The 16,164-nt window shown below is 64.8% G+C and carries 16 protein-coding genes; 8 read left to right on the top strand and 8 right to left on the bottom strand.

Features of this window, described 5'->3' with window-relative positions:
• Positions 1-115: 115 nt before the first annotated feature.
• From NKJ09_RS30010 to NKJ09_RS30025, 4 genes are all read right to left on the bottom strand, one after another.
• Positions 116-1,132: an ABC transporter permease gene (locus NKJ09_RS30010; protein ID WP_023718108.1), complete on the bottom strand. Its 1,017-nt coding sequence runs from the start codon at positions 1,130-1,132 to the stop codon at positions 116-118.
• Positions 1,129-2,712: a sugar ABC transporter ATP-binding protein gene (locus NKJ09_RS30015; protein ID WP_023718109.1), complete on the bottom strand. Its 1,584-nt coding sequence runs from the start codon at positions 2,710-2,712 to the stop codon at positions 1,129-1,131. The genes NKJ09_RS30010 and NKJ09_RS30015 overlap by 4 nt, the downstream gene beginning before the upstream one ends.
• A 223-nt stretch (positions 2,713-2,935) precedes the next feature.
• Positions 2,936-3,886 (bottom strand): substrate-binding domain-containing protein, encoded by a 951-nt coding sequence (locus tag NKJ09_RS30020; protein WP_023718110.1) that lies wholly within the window; start codon positions 3,884-3,886, stop codon positions 2,936-2,938.
• A gap of 229 nt (positions 3,887-4,115) precedes the next feature.
• Positions 4,116-5,123: an aldo/keto reductase gene (locus NKJ09_RS30025; RefSeq protein WP_352496059.1), complete on the bottom strand. Its 1,008-nt coding sequence runs from the start codon at positions 5,121-5,123 to the stop codon at positions 4,116-4,118.
• Between the two features lie 185 nt (positions 5,124-5,308).
• Between NKJ09_RS30025 and NKJ09_RS30030 the strand changes: the two genes are divergently transcribed.
• From NKJ09_RS30030 to NKJ09_RS30055, 6 genes are all read left to right on the top strand, one after another.
• Complete coding sequence (locus tag NKJ09_RS30030) at positions 5,309-5,533, top strand: hypothetical protein (RefSeq protein ID WP_023718112.1); 225 nt, start codon at positions 5,309-5,311, stop codon at positions 5,531-5,533.
• 155 nt (positions 5,534-5,688) lie between these two features.
• Positions 5,689-8,175 carry a DNA ligase D gene (gene ligD, locus NKJ09_RS30035; RefSeq protein WP_352516248.1) on the top strand — a complete coding sequence of 829 codons (2,487 nt, stop codon included), beginning with the start codon at positions 5,689-5,691 and terminating at the stop codon, positions 8,173-8,175.
• 220 nt (positions 8,176-8,395) lie between these two features.
• Positions 8,396-9,310 (top strand): non-homologous end joining protein Ku, encoded by a 915-nt coding sequence (ku, locus tag NKJ09_RS30040; protein WP_023718114.1) that lies wholly within the window; start codon positions 8,396-8,398, stop codon positions 9,308-9,310.
• Positions 9,307-10,401 (top strand): tetratricopeptide repeat protein, encoded by a 1,095-nt coding sequence (locus tag NKJ09_RS30045; protein ID WP_352481636.1) that lies wholly within the window; start codon positions 9,307-9,309, stop codon positions 10,399-10,401. The genes ku and NKJ09_RS30045 overlap by 4 nt, the downstream gene beginning before the upstream one ends.
• Positions 10,402-10,616: 215 nt before the next feature.
• Complete coding sequence (locus NKJ09_RS30050; RefSeq protein ID WP_352496061.1) at positions 10,617-11,261, top strand: alpha/beta hydrolase family protein; 645 nt, start codon at positions 10,617-10,619, stop codon at positions 11,259-11,261.
• Positions 11,262-11,270: 9 nt separating this feature from the next.
• Positions 11,271-12,041, top strand: a complete 771-nt coding sequence (locus NKJ09_RS30055; RefSeq protein ID WP_352496062.1) for an exodeoxyribonuclease III — start codon at positions 11,271-11,273, stop codon at positions 12,039-12,041.
• Positions 12,042-12,080: 39 nt separating this feature from the next.
• Here NKJ09_RS30055 and NKJ09_RS30060 read toward each other — a convergent pair whose 3' ends face one another.
• From NKJ09_RS30060 to NKJ09_RS30070, 3 genes are all read right to left on the bottom strand, one after another.
• A complete protein-coding gene (locus tag NKJ09_RS30060) occupies positions 12,081-12,545 on the bottom strand; it encodes a GFA family protein (RefSeq protein WP_352481634.1) in 465 nt (154 codons plus the stop codon).
• A gap of 97 nt (positions 12,546-12,642) precedes the next feature.
• Positions 12,643-12,846, bottom strand: coding sequence for a tautomerase family protein (locus NKJ09_RS30065; protein WP_023718119.1), 204 nt, complete (start codon positions 12,844-12,846; stop codon positions 12,643-12,645).
• 34 nt (positions 12,847-12,880) lie between these two features.
• Positions 12,881-13,621 (bottom strand): SDR family oxidoreductase, encoded by a 741-nt coding sequence (locus tag NKJ09_RS30070; protein WP_352481632.1) that lies wholly within the window; start codon positions 13,619-13,621, stop codon positions 12,881-12,883.
• Between the two features lie 102 nt (positions 13,622-13,723).
• Here NKJ09_RS30070 and NKJ09_RS30075 point away from each other — a divergent pair, with 102 nt between their 5' ends.
• A complete protein-coding gene (locus NKJ09_RS30075; protein WP_352516249.1) occupies positions 13,724-14,629 on the top strand; it encodes a LysR family transcriptional regulator in 906 nt (301 codons plus the stop codon).
• 217 nt (positions 14,630-14,846) lie between these two features.
• On the opposite strand, the gene NKJ09_RS30080 is transcribed toward NKJ09_RS30075, so the two are convergent.
• The gene (locus NKJ09_RS30080; RefSeq protein WP_352496063.1) at positions 14,847-15,398 is read right to left on the bottom strand and encodes a DUF4019 domain-containing protein; all 552 of its coding nucleotides are present in this window, start codon (positions 15,396-15,398) and stop codon (positions 14,847-14,849) included.
• 204 nt (positions 15,399-15,602) lie between these two features.
• On the opposite strand from NKJ09_RS30080, the gene NKJ09_RS30085 reads away from it, so the two are divergent.
• A complete protein-coding gene (locus NKJ09_RS30085; protein WP_352764397.1) occupies positions 15,603-16,154 on the top strand; it encodes an isochorismatase family protein in 552 nt (183 codons plus the stop codon).
• Positions 16,155-16,164: the final 10 nt, after the last annotated feature.

Below are 16,164 nucleotides of genomic sequence, written 5' to 3' on the forward strand. Positions count from 1 at the left end.
GACTACGGGGAGGTACGGGATAGTGGTTCACTACTTCTGTTCCTCAGCGCGAAACTTGCCTATCCCTCTCCGCTGCGCTTGAACACCCCCCTCTGTCCTGCCGACCTGACCTGGATCACCGCCTTACCCGCGATTTCAGCCAGCGGTCGAACGCGACGGCGAGGATGAGGATCAGGCCGATGACGATGCTTTGCGTGTATGACGAGACGTTGTTGAATTGCAGCCCGTTCTGCAGGACGCCGATCAGCCCTGCACCGACCACCGTGCCGCCGACGCTGCCGATGCCGCCGAACAGCGAGGTGCCGCCGATGACGACCGCCGAGATCACCGTCAGCTCGTAGCCGATGCCGGCGACGGCTTCGGAGGAGTTGAGCCGCGCCGACAAAACGAAGGCGGCAAGGCCGGCGAAGAAGCCGACGATGATGTAGACCGAGATCAGGATGCGGTCGACGCGCAGGCCGGAGAGCCGCGCGGCCTCGGCATTGCCGCCGACGGCGTAGACGGCGCGACCGTAGCGCGTGTAGCGCAGCACGATGTGGCACAGGATTGCGGCAATCGCGAAGATGATCGCCGGCACCGGCACCGGGCCGATCAGGCCGGTACCGAACCAGCGCATCGAGGCGTCGAAGCCGGAGATCGGGCCGCCATTGGAGATCGTCAGCGTTAGGCCGCGAAACACGGTGAGGCCGCCGAGCGTGACGACGAAGGGCGGTACTTTCAGCCTGGTGATGGCAAAGCCCTGGACACCGCCGGCCACGGCGCCGACGACGACGGCGGCGAGAAGGGCGGCGAACCAGCCATAGCCCAGCGTGCCCGTTGTCGACAGCGACAGCGTGTTGGCGGTGCCGCCCTTGGCCACCACCGCCGCGACCATGCCGCAGAAGGCGAGCAGCGAGCCGACCGACAGGTCGATGCCGGCGGTGAGGATAACGAAGGTCATGCCTAGCGCGATCAGGCCGGTGATCGAGATCTGGCGCATGATGTTGAACAGGTTGATCGGGTCGATGAAGCTCGGCTTCAGCACGGTGAAGACGACGATCAGCACCGCCAGGAACATCAGCGGGCCGAAGCTCATCAGCAGGCGCGCAAGATTGACGCCGCCGCGCTGGCTCCGTTCGGTCGTGCTGGTCATTGCGTTGCTTCCTGATTCTGGGCTTCCTGCTTCTGGTCGAGCGCCATCAGTTCCATCAGTTTCTCCTCGGTCGCCTCGATGCCAGGCATCTCGCCGGTGATGCGCCCGCGCCGCATGGTGACGATCCTGTCCGACACGGCAAGCACTTCGGGCAGCTCGGACGAGATCATCATGATGGCGATGCCGCGCGCGGCGAGCTCTACCAGGATCTGATGAACCTCCGCCTTGGCGCCGACGTCGACGCCGCGCGTCGGTTCATCGACGATCAGCACCTTGGGATCGCGTGCCAGCCAGCGGGCAAGGATGACCTTCTGCTGATTGCCACCGGACAGTCCCTCGATCGCCTGCTCGGGCGAGGCCATGCGGATCGACAGCATCTTCCTGTAGTTCGCCAGCGCTTCTCGCTCGCGCCGCTCGGCCATGAAACCGACATTGGAGTAGCGGTCGAGCGCGGCGATCGAGAAATTGGTGAGGATGGCGAGTGCGGCGAAGATCGCCTGGTGCTTGCGGTCTTCCGGCACCAGGCCGATGCCGAGCTCGATGGCATCGGCGGGTGAGGCCGGCGCGATCGGCCTGCCATCGAGCCTGATGGTGCCGGCGGCAATGCGGTCGGCGCCGAAGATGGCGCGGGCGAGCTCGGTGCGGCCGGAACCGACGAGCCCGGCGACGCCGAGGATTTCGCCCGCCTTGAGGTCGAGATCGACGCCTTCGAGCACGATGGCGTGCGGCGCCTGCGGATCGCGCACCGTGCGCAGGCCGCGCACCGAGAGCCGGACGTCGCCGGCGACATCGCGCTGCGTCGGCCTCGCATAGAGCTCGGAAGCGGCGCGGCCGACCATCTTCTCGATGATCTTCGGCAGTTTGATCGGCCCACCTTCGCGGTCGAGATGGCCGGCCAGCCTGCCGTCGCGCAGCACCGTCATACGGTCGCAGATTGCCGATGCCTCCTCCAGCCGGTGGGTGACGAACATGATGGCGACGCCGTCTTTGCGCAGCCGGCCCATAATCGCCATCAGCTTCTGCACTTCGGTTTCGGTCAGCGCCGAGGTCGGCTCGTCCATGATGATCAAGCGGCTCTTCAGCGATAGCGCGCGGGCGATCTCGACCAGCTGCTGTTCGGCCACCGACAGTGCGGAAACCGGCGTCGCCGGGTCGAGATCGAGGCCGACACGAGCGATGATCGCGCGGGAATCTTCCTCCATTCGCCGCCAACTGACCAGCCCGAACCGGCCGAGCGGTGCGCGGCCGATGAAAATATTCTCCGCCACGGTCAGCGTCGGGATCAGGCTCAGTTCCTGGTAGATGGTAACGATGCCGTGGCGTTTCGCATCCTGCGGATTGTGCGGATTGAATTCGACGCCGTCGAAGACGATGCGACCGCTGGACGGCGGCATCACGCCGGACAGGATCTTGAGCAGCGTCGATTTGCCGGCGCCGTTCTCGCCGAGCAGGCCGAGTATCTCGCCGGGGCGGACTTCGAGCGAAACGTCGTTCAGCGCGGTGACGCCGGCAAAGCGCTTGGTCACGCCCTCGACGGTGAGCAGGGCGGGGGAGGGCACAATAGCGGCTGCCTTGGGCAAAGTTTGCTCCTCGATCATTCGGTTGTACGCAAGGCTGGCGGGACAGCACCCCCCCTCTGTCCTGCCGGCCATCTCCCCCTCAAGTGGGGAGATTGGCAGCCTCGTTGGCCTCGCTTCTTCTGCAAGATCGAAAATTAGCGAAAGCCCGGGTAACATCCAATCTCCCCCTTGAAGGGGGAGATGGCCGGCAGGCCAGAGGGGGGTGCTGTCCCGCCGGCTTCGCCTACTTCGTCTCGCCCAGCCTCTCCGCCTTGTCGAGATTGTCCTTGCCGATGACGATCGGCGTCAAAAGCACCAGCTTTTCCTTCGGCTCGGTCTTGTCCCTGGCGTAGGCGACCGCGATCTGCACGGCGGTGCGCGACTGCTCGCCGGGGAATTGCTCGACCGTGCCGGCCAGCTTGCCGTCGCGCACAGCGACCAACGCTTCGGGAAGCGCGTCGAAGCCGTAGATCTTGACGTCGGTGAAGTTGCGCGCCGCGCAGGCTTCAACCGCGCCAAGCGCCATGTCGTCATTGGCGCAGATGATCGCGTCGGGCTTGCCGTTGGCGGCAAGGCCGGCCTCGGTGACGGACAGCGCCTCGGCGCGGGCGAAGTTGGCGGTCTGCTCGAAGATGATCTGGTACTTGTCCTTCATGGGATCAAGGACGTTGTGCACACCCTTGTTGCGGTCGATCGCCGGGCCGGCACCGGGCTGGCCCTGCAGATGGAAGATCTTGGCGCCGTTCGGGAACGCCGCCACCATGGCCTGTGCTTCGGCCTCGCCGCCCTTGACATTGTCGGCGCCGACATGGGCGAGGATGCCTTCGACGCCCTCGACGCGGCGGTCGATAGTGACGACGGGAACGCCGGCCTTCACCGCTTCCTCGATGGCTGGGGCCAGCGCGTTGACGTCGAGCGGCGAGATGACGATGGCGTTGACCTTTTGCACCAGTGCCGCCTCGATGTCGGCGGTCTGCTTGGGCGCCGAATTCTGGCCGTCGCTCTCGACCAGGTTGACGCCTTGCGCCTGCGCCTCAGCCTTGATCTGGTTCAGCATGTGCACGAAGAACGGAAAGCCGAGGCTCGGCACCGAACCGAGGATGGTCAGCTTGTCCTGGGCGAAAGCCAATTGCGGAGCGGCCAGCGCCAAGGCGCCCATCGCCGCGGTCGACAGCAGGAATTCACGTCTGTTGATCAATTTAGTCTCCTCCCAGATGAGCGCACGACCCCGAAACCGGAATGGGTTTTCCGGAAGGTTCCTTGCGTCGATTCAAAAATGGAGTGTCCTTCGAGCGCCCAACTCGTGTTTGAAGGGACGCAACGGCGCTCCAGCCGGTCCACCGCGACGTTCTCCTCCGCTCGGTGCCTGCCGGCGGATGCTAGCCAAGGCCGGAGCTTTGCGCAAGAACGGGAGAAGGCAAGACCTACCGATCGATCATCACCATGGTGCGCTCGCCGTAGCGCGGACCGGCGACCTTGCCCGGCGCCAGCGCGTCGTCGAGCACCTGCATCTCGGCGGCGTCGAGCCTGATCGAAGCCGCGGCGACGTTCTCCTCGAGATATTTTCTGCGCTTGGTGCCGGGGATCGGCACGATGTCGATGCCGAAGTCGCTCCCCTTGTGGAGCAGCCAGGCCAGCGCGATCTGGCCTGGCTTGACGCGCTTGGCCGCGGCGATGTCGAGTACCGTGGCTGCCGCCTGCATGTTGGCGTCATAGTTGGCGCCCTGGTAGCGCGGATCGCCGCGCGGGTAATCGCCCTCTGGATAGTCTTCGGCGCGCCTGACATCGCCGGTGAGAAAACCGCGGCCGAGCGGCGAGAACGGCACCAGGCCGATGCCGAGCTCCTTCAGCAGGGGAATGATTTCCGGCTCGAGATTGCGCTCCCACAGCGAGTATTCGCTCTGCACTGCCGACACCGGATGCACGGCATGCGCCCGGCGGATATTGGCGGCGCCGGCCTCCGAGAGGCCGAAGAAGCGGACCTTGCCCTGAGCAATCAGCTCGCCGACAGCACCCGCCACCTCCTCGATCGGTACCGCCGGATCGACGCGGTGCTGATAGAGGAGGTCGACGTGGTCGCTGGCTAGCCTCCTCAGCGAACCTTCGACAGCCTCGCGGATATGCTCCGGCCGGCTGTCGCGCTCGGTGCCGACTTGCTTGCCGTTTTCGATGCGAAAGCCGAATTTCGTCGCGATCGTCACCTCATCGCGCCGGCCCTGCAGCGCGCGGCCGAGCAGTTCCTCGTTAGCGTGCGGCCCATAGACTTCCGCAGTGTCGAGGAAGGTGCAGCCGAGTTCGATGGCGCGGTGCAGCGTGGCGGTCGATTCCGCCTCGTCGGCCGGGCCGTAGGACTGGCTCATGCCCATGCAGCCGAGGCCGATCATGGAAACCTGCAGCCCCTGGCCGCCGAGTTTGCGTGTCGTCAACGTCATGTGAAGTTCTCCAGGTCAGCATCGCGTTCCAAGCCGCCACGTTCAATATAGCGCGCCGGCTCGGTTTCCACAGAGCGAGAGACGCCACCGCGCGAGGGCTCGCAGCGGCCGCCAAATTGACAGCCGACCCGCTCTCGGCCATCCTTAGGCATGCCGCCTTGCGGCTTTGTGCGTGAGTAACCAGCATGGCCAGTTCCGTCACCAGCCAGAAATCCAAGCGCGCCGCGGTGCGCAAGGCGCTCGACCGCCACAAGGTCTACATCACCGCGCAGCGTTTTTCCGCCGGCGGCTACAGTGCGCGGGTGCTGGTCGACGGCGAGGCCTATTGGGTCGACGAATTCCGGCTCAGCCAGCTGCAGCAGGGCCTGTCGCCGGCCGAGCTCGAATTGACGCCGGCCACCGACGATTGAGCGGCGTGACCTCCCATCCTTCGTCATCCCAGGGCGGAGCAGGAGCGAAGCGACGTCGCGGAGACCCTGGGATCCATGCCGTGACATTGGAGTGCCGCTGCGATGGGATTTTGATGCTGCGCTCGTTGCTTTTGCCCACCACCTACGCCTAGTCCATGCCAGCTCCTTCGAAGCTCAAGGCCTATCGCGCCAAGCGCGAGTTCACGAGGACGCCGGAACCGGCCGGTGGCCTGGCTGCCGGTGAAGGCAACCGCTTCGTCGTCCACAAGCACCACGCCACCGCCGATCACTATGATTTGCGCCTGCAGGTCGGCGACGTGCTGAAGAGCTGGGCGGTGCCGCGCGGCCCGTCGCTGAACCCGGCCGACAAAAGGCTGGCGGTCGAGACCGAGGACCATCCGCTCGAATATATCGATTTCGAGGGCGTCATTCCCGAAGGCGAATATGGCGGCGGACCGATGATCGTCTGGGACACCGGCGTCTGGGCGCCGATGGACGATGTCGAAAAGAGCCTGCGCACCGGCTCCTTCAAGTTCCGGCTCGCCGGCGAGAAGCTCAATGGCGGCTGGATGCTGACGCGGCTGAAACCGAAGCCCGGCGAGGATGAGGGCAAGAAGAACTGGCTGCTGTTCAAGGAGCGCGATCTCGCCGCCGATGCCACGCTCGACATACTGGAAGCCCGGCCGGAAAGCGTCAAATCCGGCCGTCGTATTGAGGAACTGGTGGCACCGCCGAAGCCTGCCGCCAAACCTGCCAAGCCGGTGGTGCTGAAACCCGGCGCTTTGCCGGGCGCCGTCAAGGCGCCCCCGCCTTCCCGGATCGAGCCGCAGCTGGCGACCTCCGTGGCCAAGCCGCCGGACGGTGAGGATACTGGGGTGGAATGGCTGCACGAGATCAAGTTCGACGGCTACCGCACCATGGCGCACCTGGCCGACGGTGCGGTCAGGCTGATCACCCGCGCCGGCCTCGACTGGACGAAGCGCTATGGCGACCTGCCGCTTGCCTTCGCCAGGCTGCCGTGCCGGGAGGCGATCATCGACGGCGAGGTCGTCGCGCTCGACGCCAAGGGCATCAGCCGCTTTGCCCTTCTGCAGGACGCGCTGGCCGAAGGCGCCGGCAACAAGCTCCACTTCTACGCTTTCGACCTCGTCTATCTCGACGGCTGGGACCTGACAAAAGCGCCGCTTCGGCGGCGCAAGGCGCTGCTTTCGCAACTTCTGTCCGGTCTCGGCGCCAACTCCGCCATCCAGCTCAGCGATCATGTCGAAGGCGACGGCCAGGCGCTCTATGACCAGGCATCCGAGATGGGGCTGGAGGGTGTGGTGTCGAAACGCGCCACGGCGATCTACCAGAGCGGCCGCACCAAAACCTGGACCAAGACCAAGGCGCTCCAGACCGGCGACTTTGTCATCGCTGGCTACACCGTCTCCGACGCGGCCGAGGGACTCGCTGCACTTGGCCTCGGCGAATTCGAAGACGGCGAGCTGCACTATCGCGGCAAGGTCGGCACCGGCTTCGATGCCGCGACCGCAGGCGAATTGCTGGCGCGGCTGGAGCCGTTGCGGGCCGGTGCATCCGCGCCCGAGGGCGTTCCGCGCGAGATCATGCGCGAGATGAACTGGGTGCGGCCGCTGCTTTCGGCGCATGTCCATTACGCCAACCGGACCACCGACAATGCGCTGCGCCATGCCGTGTTCCGCGGCCTGCGTGACGTCGGCCTGTCGACGCCGGTTTCGGCCAAGCGCAAGCGGCTGATCGCCGAGGCCGACCTCGCCACAATCTGGGTGACCAACCCGACGCGGCGGCTGTTCGGCAAGACCGGCCCGACCAAGCTCGACATCGCCGTCTATTACGCGCTGGTCGGCGATTTCATGCTGCCGCACATTCTCGGCCGGCCGGTCTCGCTGGTGCGCTGCCCGACCGGCAAGTCGCAGGACTGTTTCTTCCAGCGCCACGCCTTCACCGGCATGCCTTCCTCGGTGGCGACCTTCGAGGCGACGAATTCGGAGGGCGAGACCAAATCCTATCTCTCGGTGGAAGACGCCAAGGGCTATCTGGCTCTGGCGCAGTTCGGCGTCGTCGAGTTCCACACTTGGGGCACCCATCGCACGCGGCTCGACAAGCCGGACCTGATCGTTTTCGACCTCGACCCGGGCGAAGGGATCGCCTGGCGCGAGGTGGTTGAGGCGGCGGTGCACATTAAGGGCGAGCTGGAAGCGCTAGGGCTGGTGCCGTTCGCCAAGACCTCCGGGGGGCACGGCATCCACATCACCGTGCCGGTGACGCAAAAGCAGAACTGGAAGAAACTGCACCAGGCGACCAGCGCCATCTCCACGCATCTTGCCGCCACCGCGCCCGACACTTTCACCACCACCATGGGCAAGGACAACCGCAAGCGGCGCATCTTCATCGATTTTCACCGCAATGCGCGCGGCCACACCTCGGCGGCTCCCTATTCACTGCGCGCCCGCACCAATTTGCCGGCCTCGACGCCGGTCAGCTGGAGCGATCTGGAATCCATCGATGCTCCGCAGGATCTGAATTATTCCTCGCTGCCGGGCCTTCTGGCGACGTCAGGCGACCCTTGGGCCGACATGGAAGATTTCGCCAGGGATTTGCCGGCGATAGGCACCGCGACGTAGTTCTGCGAGCGCGGCCCAGACTCCATCGACGCTCCGGAAAATTTGAATTATTCTTCGCCACGGACCTCTTGCCTGCAGGCGGCTCCCAGCGGAGGAAGATTTCGCTAGGGATTTGCCGGTATTGTAAGGGGCAATGTAGGATTTCGGCAGCCGCATTCGTCCTCCGGACGAAACAGCGCTGCGAACAGTTCGACAGCACAAGGCCGCGTAGGAGTATTTCATGGCGCCCAGGGCAAGTTGGAAAGGTTACCTCAAGCTCAGTCTGGTCAGCTGTCCGGTCCGGCTCTATCCGGCGACCAGTGCCAGCGAGCGCATCAGCTTCAACCAGCTGCACAAGAAGACGCACAACCGCATCAACATGAAGCCGGTCGACCCTGAACTCGGGTTGGTCGAGCGTTCGGACCTGGTCAAGGGCTACGAATACGAGGACAAGCAATACATCATCATCGACGATACCGATCTCGACGCGGTGCGCATCGAATCCAACCATACGATGAACATCGAGGCCTTTGTCGACGAGCGTTCGGTCGACGTCATCTACCAGGACGCGCCCTATTACCTGGCGCCGGATGGCGCAATGGCCGAGGAGACCTTTGCCGTGTTGCGCGAAGCGATGCGCAAATCCGGCAAGCTGGCGATCGCCCGCCTCGTGCTGTCCAGCCGCGAGCGCGTGGTGACGATCGGCGCGCGCGAGAACGGCATGTTCGTCTGCACCTTGAGGAATCCGAACGAAGTGCGTGGCACGGCTGAATATTTCGGCAATATCCCGGCCGGAAACCCCGATCCGGAAATGCTGCAATTGGCCGAAGCGCTGATCAAGCAGAAGGAAACCACCTTCGATCCGAAGAATTACGAGGACCGCTACGAGATCGCGTTGATGACGATGATCCGCGAGAAGCTCAAGGGCCACAAGCCGATCATCGCGGCGGCGCCTGAGCGCGGCAACGTCATCAATCTCATGGATGCGCTGAAGGCGAGCCTGTCGCAATCGGCCAAGCCGCCGGCCAAATCGAAGAGCAAGGCCGATGAAACGGCCAAGCCTGCGGCGAAATCCGCCAAGGCCGGCGCTGGCGCGGCCAAGGAAAACCCGCTCAAGGCGAACCTTCTCAAAGCCGTCGGCAAGAGCAAGGCGTGACGGCTCTTGCCGGCACGGTCTTCGGCATCGTCGGCGCGCTGGCGGCCTTTCCGCTCAGGCTGGCGGCGCGCGAGGTCGCGCGCCAGCACGGCCAGTTGCGGCGCGGCGTCACTCGGCGCACCACGCATGTCGTGTTGGGCCGCATGTTGCTCGCCAGGGCCGGCGACATCGAGATCGAGCGCCGCGTCGCTGCGGAACGTGCAGCCGGGCGCAGGCTGGTCAGCGAGAACGGCTTCCTGCGGCTGCTCGGGTTGATGAAGGCACCGGAAGCCTCGACGCTGTCGCGGCAGTCGCTGATCGATCAGTCGCGGCTGACCGGCGCCGATCTCGACCTTTTGTCGCTGTTCGACGCCTTCGAGCATGATTGCGAACCGTATTCCTTCCGCGACCTGATCCTCGCCCGCAAATATGCCGGGCTGGTCGCCGGCGGCGCCTCATGGGGGGCGATCGTGCGGTCGGTGCATCGCTCCGGCCCGATCGCCTCGCTCACCGCCAAATCGCTCAATGTCGGCTCGCAGCACGGGCGGGCCGACGCGATCTATCTCGAGGGCGGCCAGAGCGAAGTCAACGGCCAGCTGCTGTTCGATCTGGGAACGCAGGATGACGACACGCTGGAAGAGCTGTTCGCCGATGCCGAGGCGGCGGAAGAGGCTGAAGACCACGAGCAGGCCGCGGCACTCTACCAGCGCTGCCTAGCCATCGACCCGAGCGATGCCATCGCCGCCTTCAACCGCGCCAACTGCCTGCGCGCCTCCGGCCACGCGGCCGAGGCGGCGCACGACTATGCCCGCGCCATCAAGTGCGACCCGGTGTTCGTCGAGGCATGGTTCAATCTGGCCGGGCTGATGAGCGAAGAGGGGCGGGTGGCGTCGGCTCGGCGGCATCTGCTGAAGGCGATTTCGCTAGATGCGAAGTACGCCGATGCGGTGTTCAACCTTGCGAGGCTGGAGTTCGACGCCGGCAATCTAGCCGAAGCGCGGCGGAACTGGGCGCGCTACCTCGAACTCGACGCGGATTCCGAATGGGCACGTATGGCGGCCAAGGGTATCCAGTTCGTCGATTTGCAGCTGGCGCGGATGTCGGCGGGGTGAGGTAATCCAATGCCTGCGCTTGAACACCCCCCTCTGTCCTGCCGGACATCTCCCCCGCAAGGGGGGAGATCGGCAGCTTCGGCGCCCCGCGTGCCTTTCAGCTTTGGTGGTTGGCGAAAACGCAGACGTCATCCAATCTCCCCCCTTGAGGGGGAGATGTCCGGCGGGACAGAGGGGGGTGCGAAGGAACTCGGCCTTCATCTGCGGGCCACCCCATGACGACCTTCCTCTTCGACGGCCCCGACACCGCCCCAATCACCATCCTGCTCGCCCATGGCGCCGGGGCGCCGATGGATTCGCCCTCGATGACCGCGACGGCAAAAGCGCTGGCCGAGGCCGGCTTCCGCGTTGCGCGCTTCGAGTTCCACTACATGGCGGCCCGCCGCTACGGCCATCGCAAGCCGCCGCCGCGCGCCGAGACGGTGAACCCCGAATACGTCAAGGCAATCGCCGACCTCCGGGCGAAGGGCGTGAAGGGTCCGCTGATCATCGGCGGCAAGTCGATGGGCGGGCGCGTCGCTTCGATGATCGCCGAGGAGATGTTTTCGAAGGGCGAGATCTCGGGCCTGCTTTGCCTTGGCTATCCCTTCCATCCGCCGGGCAAACCGACACAGCTTCGGACGAAGCATCTCGCCGATCTGAAGACGCCGACATTGGTCTTCCAGGGCACGCGCGACGAGTTCGGGACCAAAGACGAGGTCGCGACCTATGCTCTGTCCGACGCAATCGAGATCTTCTGGCTGGAAGACGGCGACCATGATCTGAAGCCGCGCAAAAACATCTCCGGCTTCTCCACCGCCGATCATCTGAAGACGCTGGCTGATGCAGTGAAGGCGTGGACCGAACGGATCGTGCGCTGAAGCAGGCCGATGAAGATCGCCACCTTCAACGTCAACAACATCAACGGCCGGCTGCCAAACCTGCTCGCATGGCTGGCCGCCGCCAAACCCGACATCGCCTGCCTGCAGGAGCTCAAGGCCAGGCAGACGCAGTTTCCGCGCACCGCGCTTGCGGCGGCCGGCTACGGGGCGGTGTGGGTCGGGCAGCCGACCTGGAACGGCGTCGCCATCCTTTCGCGTGGCTCGGAGCCGGTGCTGACCCGCGAGGCGCTGCCCGGCGACGACGGCGACCAGCAGGCGCGCTACATCGAAGCGGCGGTCAACGGCATCGTCGTCGCCTGCCTCTACGCGCCGAACGGCAATCCGCAGCCCGGCCCGAAATTCCAGTACAAGCTGGCCTGGCACGAAAGGCTGGAGACGCATGCGGCGCAGTTGCTCGACACCGGCCTGCCGGTGGTGCTGGCCGGCGACTACAACATCGTGCCCGAGCCGCGCGACATCTACCCGACCCGCTCCTATGACGACAATGCACTGGTGCAGCCGGAAAGCCGGGCATCGTTCCAGCGGCTGCTCGACCAGGGCTGGCTTGATGCGCTGCGCAAGAAGCACCCGACGGAGACGCTCTACACATTCTGGGACTATCGCCGCAACCGCTGGCCGCGCGATGCCGGCCTGCGCCTCGACCATATCTTGCTCAGCAAGAAGCTGTCGCGCCGGCTGGTAGCGGCGGGCATCGACCGCGACGTGCGCGGCGAGGTCGGCGCCAGCGACCACGCGCCGGTCTGGCTGGAGTTGAAGTGAGGCACGAAAGCTGGCGCCGCCTTTCCGGGCGGCAACCAGTCAGGTTGGCCGCGCCGCTTCGCGGGCGAACGCCTCGATCAAAGGGGCGTATCCCTCAAGGTCGGGCTGAGTAGCGAAACTGTAGGTAGCGGCGGTCGAAGCCCAGGGCAGCTTTTCCGAAGTGAAGACTTCGACGAAGGGCACATACCAATGGTGCTCGTCCAGCATGGTCGCGCGCACGTTGACAAGGAAATCCAGGCCATGCGGACGCGTGAACATCCAGTTCTTGCAGTGCGGGCAATAGAGCTGCCGGTGCGGGCCGTGCAGGCCGCCGACCACCGGCTCGCCTTGCGTTATGGCGAAACCGTCGCTGGGCACGGCGATGGTCAGGGAATACGCGCTGGCGCTCAGCTTCTGGCAGCCGGTGCAGTGACACGCCGTCGTCAGCAAGGGCGGCGCGCTGATGCGAAAGCGTATTCCACCGCACAAGCAACCGCCGTCCCAAGGTAGCTTCCAATCGTCCATCGCTGGCCTCGCCTTAGCCTCTGCCAGCGATCTAGCGCGCGACCGCCAAGCTGCAATCTCACCCTTGAGGGTCCCAGAAGGGAGGAGATCGGCAGCTTCACGTCCTTCCCCCAGGAATCGTGAACACCACGTCGGCGCGGCCGTAGCCGCCATCGGCGACCTCCTCGATCAGCACCATCGTGTAGGGGCGCATGCCTTCGCCGAACATCTCGACGAACAGGGCTGTGGTCTTGTGGACGAGGTCCTCCTTCTGTCCGGCGGACAGCGCGCGCTCAGGCACCTTGAAATTTGCAAACGGCATGATGTCGATTTCCTGTTGATTGTTGGAGGTAAAGTCAGACCGTGCCGCCATTGGCGCGCAGCACCTGGCCGTTGACCCAGCCGCTGTCCGGTCCGGCGAGGAACGACACCACGCCGGCGATGTCGGCGGGCTGGCCGAGCCGCCCGAGCGGGATCATCCTGGTGATCGTTTCGACCAGTGCCTCGGACTTGCCGCCGAGGAACAGTTCGGTGGCCACCGGCCCCGGCGCCACGACATTGACGGTGATGCCGCGCGGCCCGAGTTCCTTGGCCAGCACATGGGTCATCGCCTCGACGCCGGCCTTGGTGGCAGCGTAGACACCGTAGGTCGGCTGGTAGAGCCCGACCACGCTGGACGAGAAGCTGATGATGCGGCCGCCTTCGCGCAGCCGCCTTGCGGCCTCGCGCATGCCGCGGAAGACGCCGCCGAGGTTCACCGCGACCTGTTGCTCGAAACCGGCGTCGTCCGTCTGCGCGATCGGCGCGAGCTTCATGATGCCGGCATTGTTGACCAGCACGTCGAGGCCGCCAAAGGCCTGTTCGGCTGCGTCGAACAGATGCGCGACCCCCTTGGGATCACCGACATCGGCTTGAACTGCGATCGCCGTGCCGCCTGCCGCCTCGATCTCGCGCACCACCCCTTCGGCGGCTTCTGCGCCTCTGGCATAGTTGATGACGACCGAAAAGCCGTCGCGCGCCAGCCGCCTGGCAATTTCGGCACCGATGCCCTTCGAGGCGCCGGTTACCAGTGCCACCTTTCCATTCCGCGTAATCATGTCAGCTCTCCAAAATTTTTGTCGACTGAAAATAGGTGATAAATCTTGCGGGATAATCGCCCGGGACTTGCCAACACCATTCGGATATGGCGAACAATGGCGATGGACAGTCTCGACCGGATGCGCCTGCTTGCCCGTGTGATCGAGCGCGGCAGCTTCACTGCGGCGGCCGCCGATCTGTCGATGTCGCGATCGACCGCCACCGAGGCGATCAAGGGCCTGGAGGCGCGGCTGGGGGTCAGGCTGCTCGAACGCACCACGCGCCATGTCACGCCGACGTTGGACGGCCAGGCCTATTACCAGCGCTGCCTCGCCATCCTTGCCGATGTCGAGGATGCCGAGGCAGGCTTTCAATCGGCGCAGCCGCAGGGCCTTTTGAGGATCGACGTGCATGGCTTCATGGCCCGCCATTTCATCCTGCCGCGGCTCTCCGAGTTCCTCGACCGCTATCCCGGGATCGACCTGCATATCGGCGACGGCGACCGGCTGGTCGATCTGGTGCGCGAGGGCATCGACTGCGTGCTGCGTTCCGGCGAACAGGCCGACAGCGGCATGATCGTGCGGCGGGTGGCAACATTGCGCGAAGTCACCTGCGCCAGCCCCGCCTATCTCGAAAAGCACGGCATGCCGGCAACCCCCGACGATCTCGAAGGCCATCTGATGGTCGGCTTCCGCTCGTCGCGGACCGGCGAGGTCATGCCGCTCGAATTCACCGTTGGCGGCGCGTTGCGCTATGTCAGCCTGCCCAACCGGGTGACGGTCAACGGCTCCGACACGATGGCGGAGCTGGCGCGTCTCGGCTTCGGCCTGGTGCAGGCGCCGCATTACCGCTTCGCCGGGGATTTCGCACGCGGCACGCTTGTCGAAGTGCTGCCGGATTACCCGCCGTCGCCGACACCACTGTCGGCGCTCTACCCGCAGAACCGCCAACTCGCGCCGCGGGTACGCGTGTTCATCGACTGGGTGACCGGGATTTTTGGCGAGGATGGGACATCGGGCCGGGTGTGATCGTGCACCGGGCCGCCGGCTACTTTGCGAAGGGCGATCGGAACGAGATATGCCGTGACGGGCGGGGTTGGGTGAGGACCTAAGCTGCGCTCTCGCTGCGTTCGCGTCCAAGGGCCGGCAAACTGTAGGAGATCACCGACATCGTTGCGCTGATCGAAGCGAGGGAAGCCGAAAGCCGATGGTCGCGGAACGTACAAAAACGGACCGCGCCTCACGTTCACGATGGAAAATTCGGACAGTTAGCCGACAACTCGGCCCATGCTCGATCCAATTCGAGTTTCGATTGGGTCTTTTCAATGCTTTTCGCGGCAGCGTTGTCGATGAAGTTGCTTTCGATCCGCATGACTCGAAAATGTCCACCTGACGGCCGCTGATAGAGGACAATATAGCCGCAGTAACGATCGATGTTTTCAAACTTCGCCGCTATGTCGACCGCGGCATAAACGCCAGGAAAGGCAGCGTTCGCTGGGTCCTTCAACCACGTGAATTTGAGTAGCCGGCGCTCGCGCACAGCGCCGGCTTGAGAATGAAAATCTTTACTTTGCTCCACGAAGGCGTTCGATGGGATCGAAGCTTTCGCGGTATCAGTCATCATTTCGTATGCCCGCCCATACTCTTGGTTATCGAGCGAAAGGAAATAGCGACCAACCGTTTCCGTTGCATCTCGAACCGCGTCCTCCGAGGGCGTCCACTCTTGCGATTGTGCGGGTAGGATCGCAACCAACACCGAAGTCACGATCGCAAGGAAAGCTACGGCTGCATGTGTCATGGGAATTTCGTCGCAGGAGCTTGCCACGAATGCAATCCGGTCACGGCCGATAGCCAGAATTTCGAACTGACCCACATCCCAATAGCGCGCTATGTTAGCGCTGCTGCAAGCGGACTGTCACGGAACTCCAGCCACCTGCCATTGCGCTGCGCGTCATCGCGGCCCTGATCCTTGATCAGCTCCGCCCTCGTGCTATAAAAAGCTATGTCAGGGACCAGCCCCGCGGCCACTGCGCCGCTCATCGTGATCGATCTTCAGACCGGCATGTTCGACGGCGTTGCCGAACCGCCGATCCATGATGCCGACGGCATGGTTGCCCGGACCCGCGCGCTGATCGAATGGGCACGGCGGAGCGGGCGCAAGATCGCCTTCATCAGGCACGACGGCCCGCAGGGCGATCCTCTGGCGCCGGGTGAGCCGGGCTGGCCGGTGTGGCCGGCGCTCGGCCAGGCCGAGGACGAGCCGATTTTCGCCAAGCGTGTCGGCGACGCGTTCAGCAATGCCGCGCTTGCAGAATGGGTAGTCGGGCAGGGCGCCGGCGAGGTCATTCTGATCGGCGCGCAGACCGATTTTTGCGTGGCGGCCACGGTGAAGGGCGCCTTTGCGGCGGGCCTGGGCGTCACCGTGGTTTCCGACGCCCACAGCACGCTCGACACCACCAGCGAGACCGCGGCGGAGATCATCGTCCGGCACAATGCGGCATTTGCCGCCGCCGGGGTCAAGCTGGCGACGACAAAGGCCCTTACCGATAGCTGATCGCCGGCTC

Source organism: Mesorhizobium sp. M0189 (genome assembly GCF_040322135.1).
GTDB lineage: Bacteria > Pseudomonadota > Alphaproteobacteria > Rhizobiales > Rhizobiaceae > Mesorhizobium.

What these genes read in the sequence shown, in the direction of transcription:
- ku (WP_023718114.1), top strand. Translation starts at nt 8,396, where the DNA reads ATGGCGCCCAGGGCAAGTTGGAAAGGTTACCTCAAGCTCAGTCTGGTC.
- NKJ09_RS30010 (WP_023718108.1), bottom strand. Translation starts at nt 1,132, where the DNA reads ATGACCAGCACGACCGAACGGAGCCAGCGCGGCGGCGTCAATCTTGCG.
- NKJ09_RS30050 (WP_352496061.1), top strand. Translation starts at nt 10,617, where the DNA reads ATGACGACCTTCCTCTTCGACGGCCCCGACACCGCCCCAATCACCATC.
- NKJ09_RS30070 (WP_352481632.1), bottom strand. Translation starts at nt 13,621, where the DNA reads ATGATTACGCGGAATGGAAAGGTGGCACTGGTAACCGGCGCCTCGAAG.
- NKJ09_RS30030 (WP_023718112.1), top strand. Translation starts at nt 5,309, where the DNA reads ATGGCCAGTTCCGTCACCAGCCAGAAATCCAAGCGCGCCGCGGTGCGC.
- NKJ09_RS30055 (WP_352496062.1), top strand. Translation starts at nt 11,271, where the DNA reads ATGAAGATCGCCACCTTCAACGTCAACAACATCAACGGCCGGCTGCCA.
- NKJ09_RS30075 (WP_352516249.1), top strand. Translation starts at nt 13,724, where the DNA reads ATGGACAGTCTCGACCGGATGCGCCTGCTTGCCCGTGTGATCGAGCGC.
- NKJ09_RS30065 (WP_023718119.1), bottom strand. Translation starts at nt 12,846, where the DNA reads ATGCCGTTTGCAAATTTCAAGGTGCCTGAGCGCGCGCTGTCCGCCGGA.
- NKJ09_RS30085 (WP_352764397.1), top strand. Translation starts at nt 15,603, where the DNA reads ATGTCAGGGACCAGCCCCGCGGCCACTGCGCCGCTCATCGTGATCGAT.
- NKJ09_RS30025 (WP_352496059.1), bottom strand. Translation starts at nt 5,123, where the DNA reads ATGACGTTGACGACACGCAAACTCGGCGGCCAGGGGCTGCAGGTTTCC.
- ligD (WP_352516248.1), top strand. Translation starts at nt 5,689, where the DNA reads ATGCCAGCTCCTTCGAAGCTCAAGGCCTATCGCGCCAAGCGCGAGTTC.
- NKJ09_RS30080 (WP_352496063.1), bottom strand. Translation starts at nt 15,398, where the DNA reads ATGACACATGCAGCCGTAGCTTTCCTTGCGATCGTGACTTCGGTGTTG.
- NKJ09_RS30060 (WP_352481634.1), bottom strand. Translation starts at nt 12,545, where the DNA reads ATGGACGATTGGAAGCTACCTTGGGACGGCGGTTGCTTGTGCGGTGGA.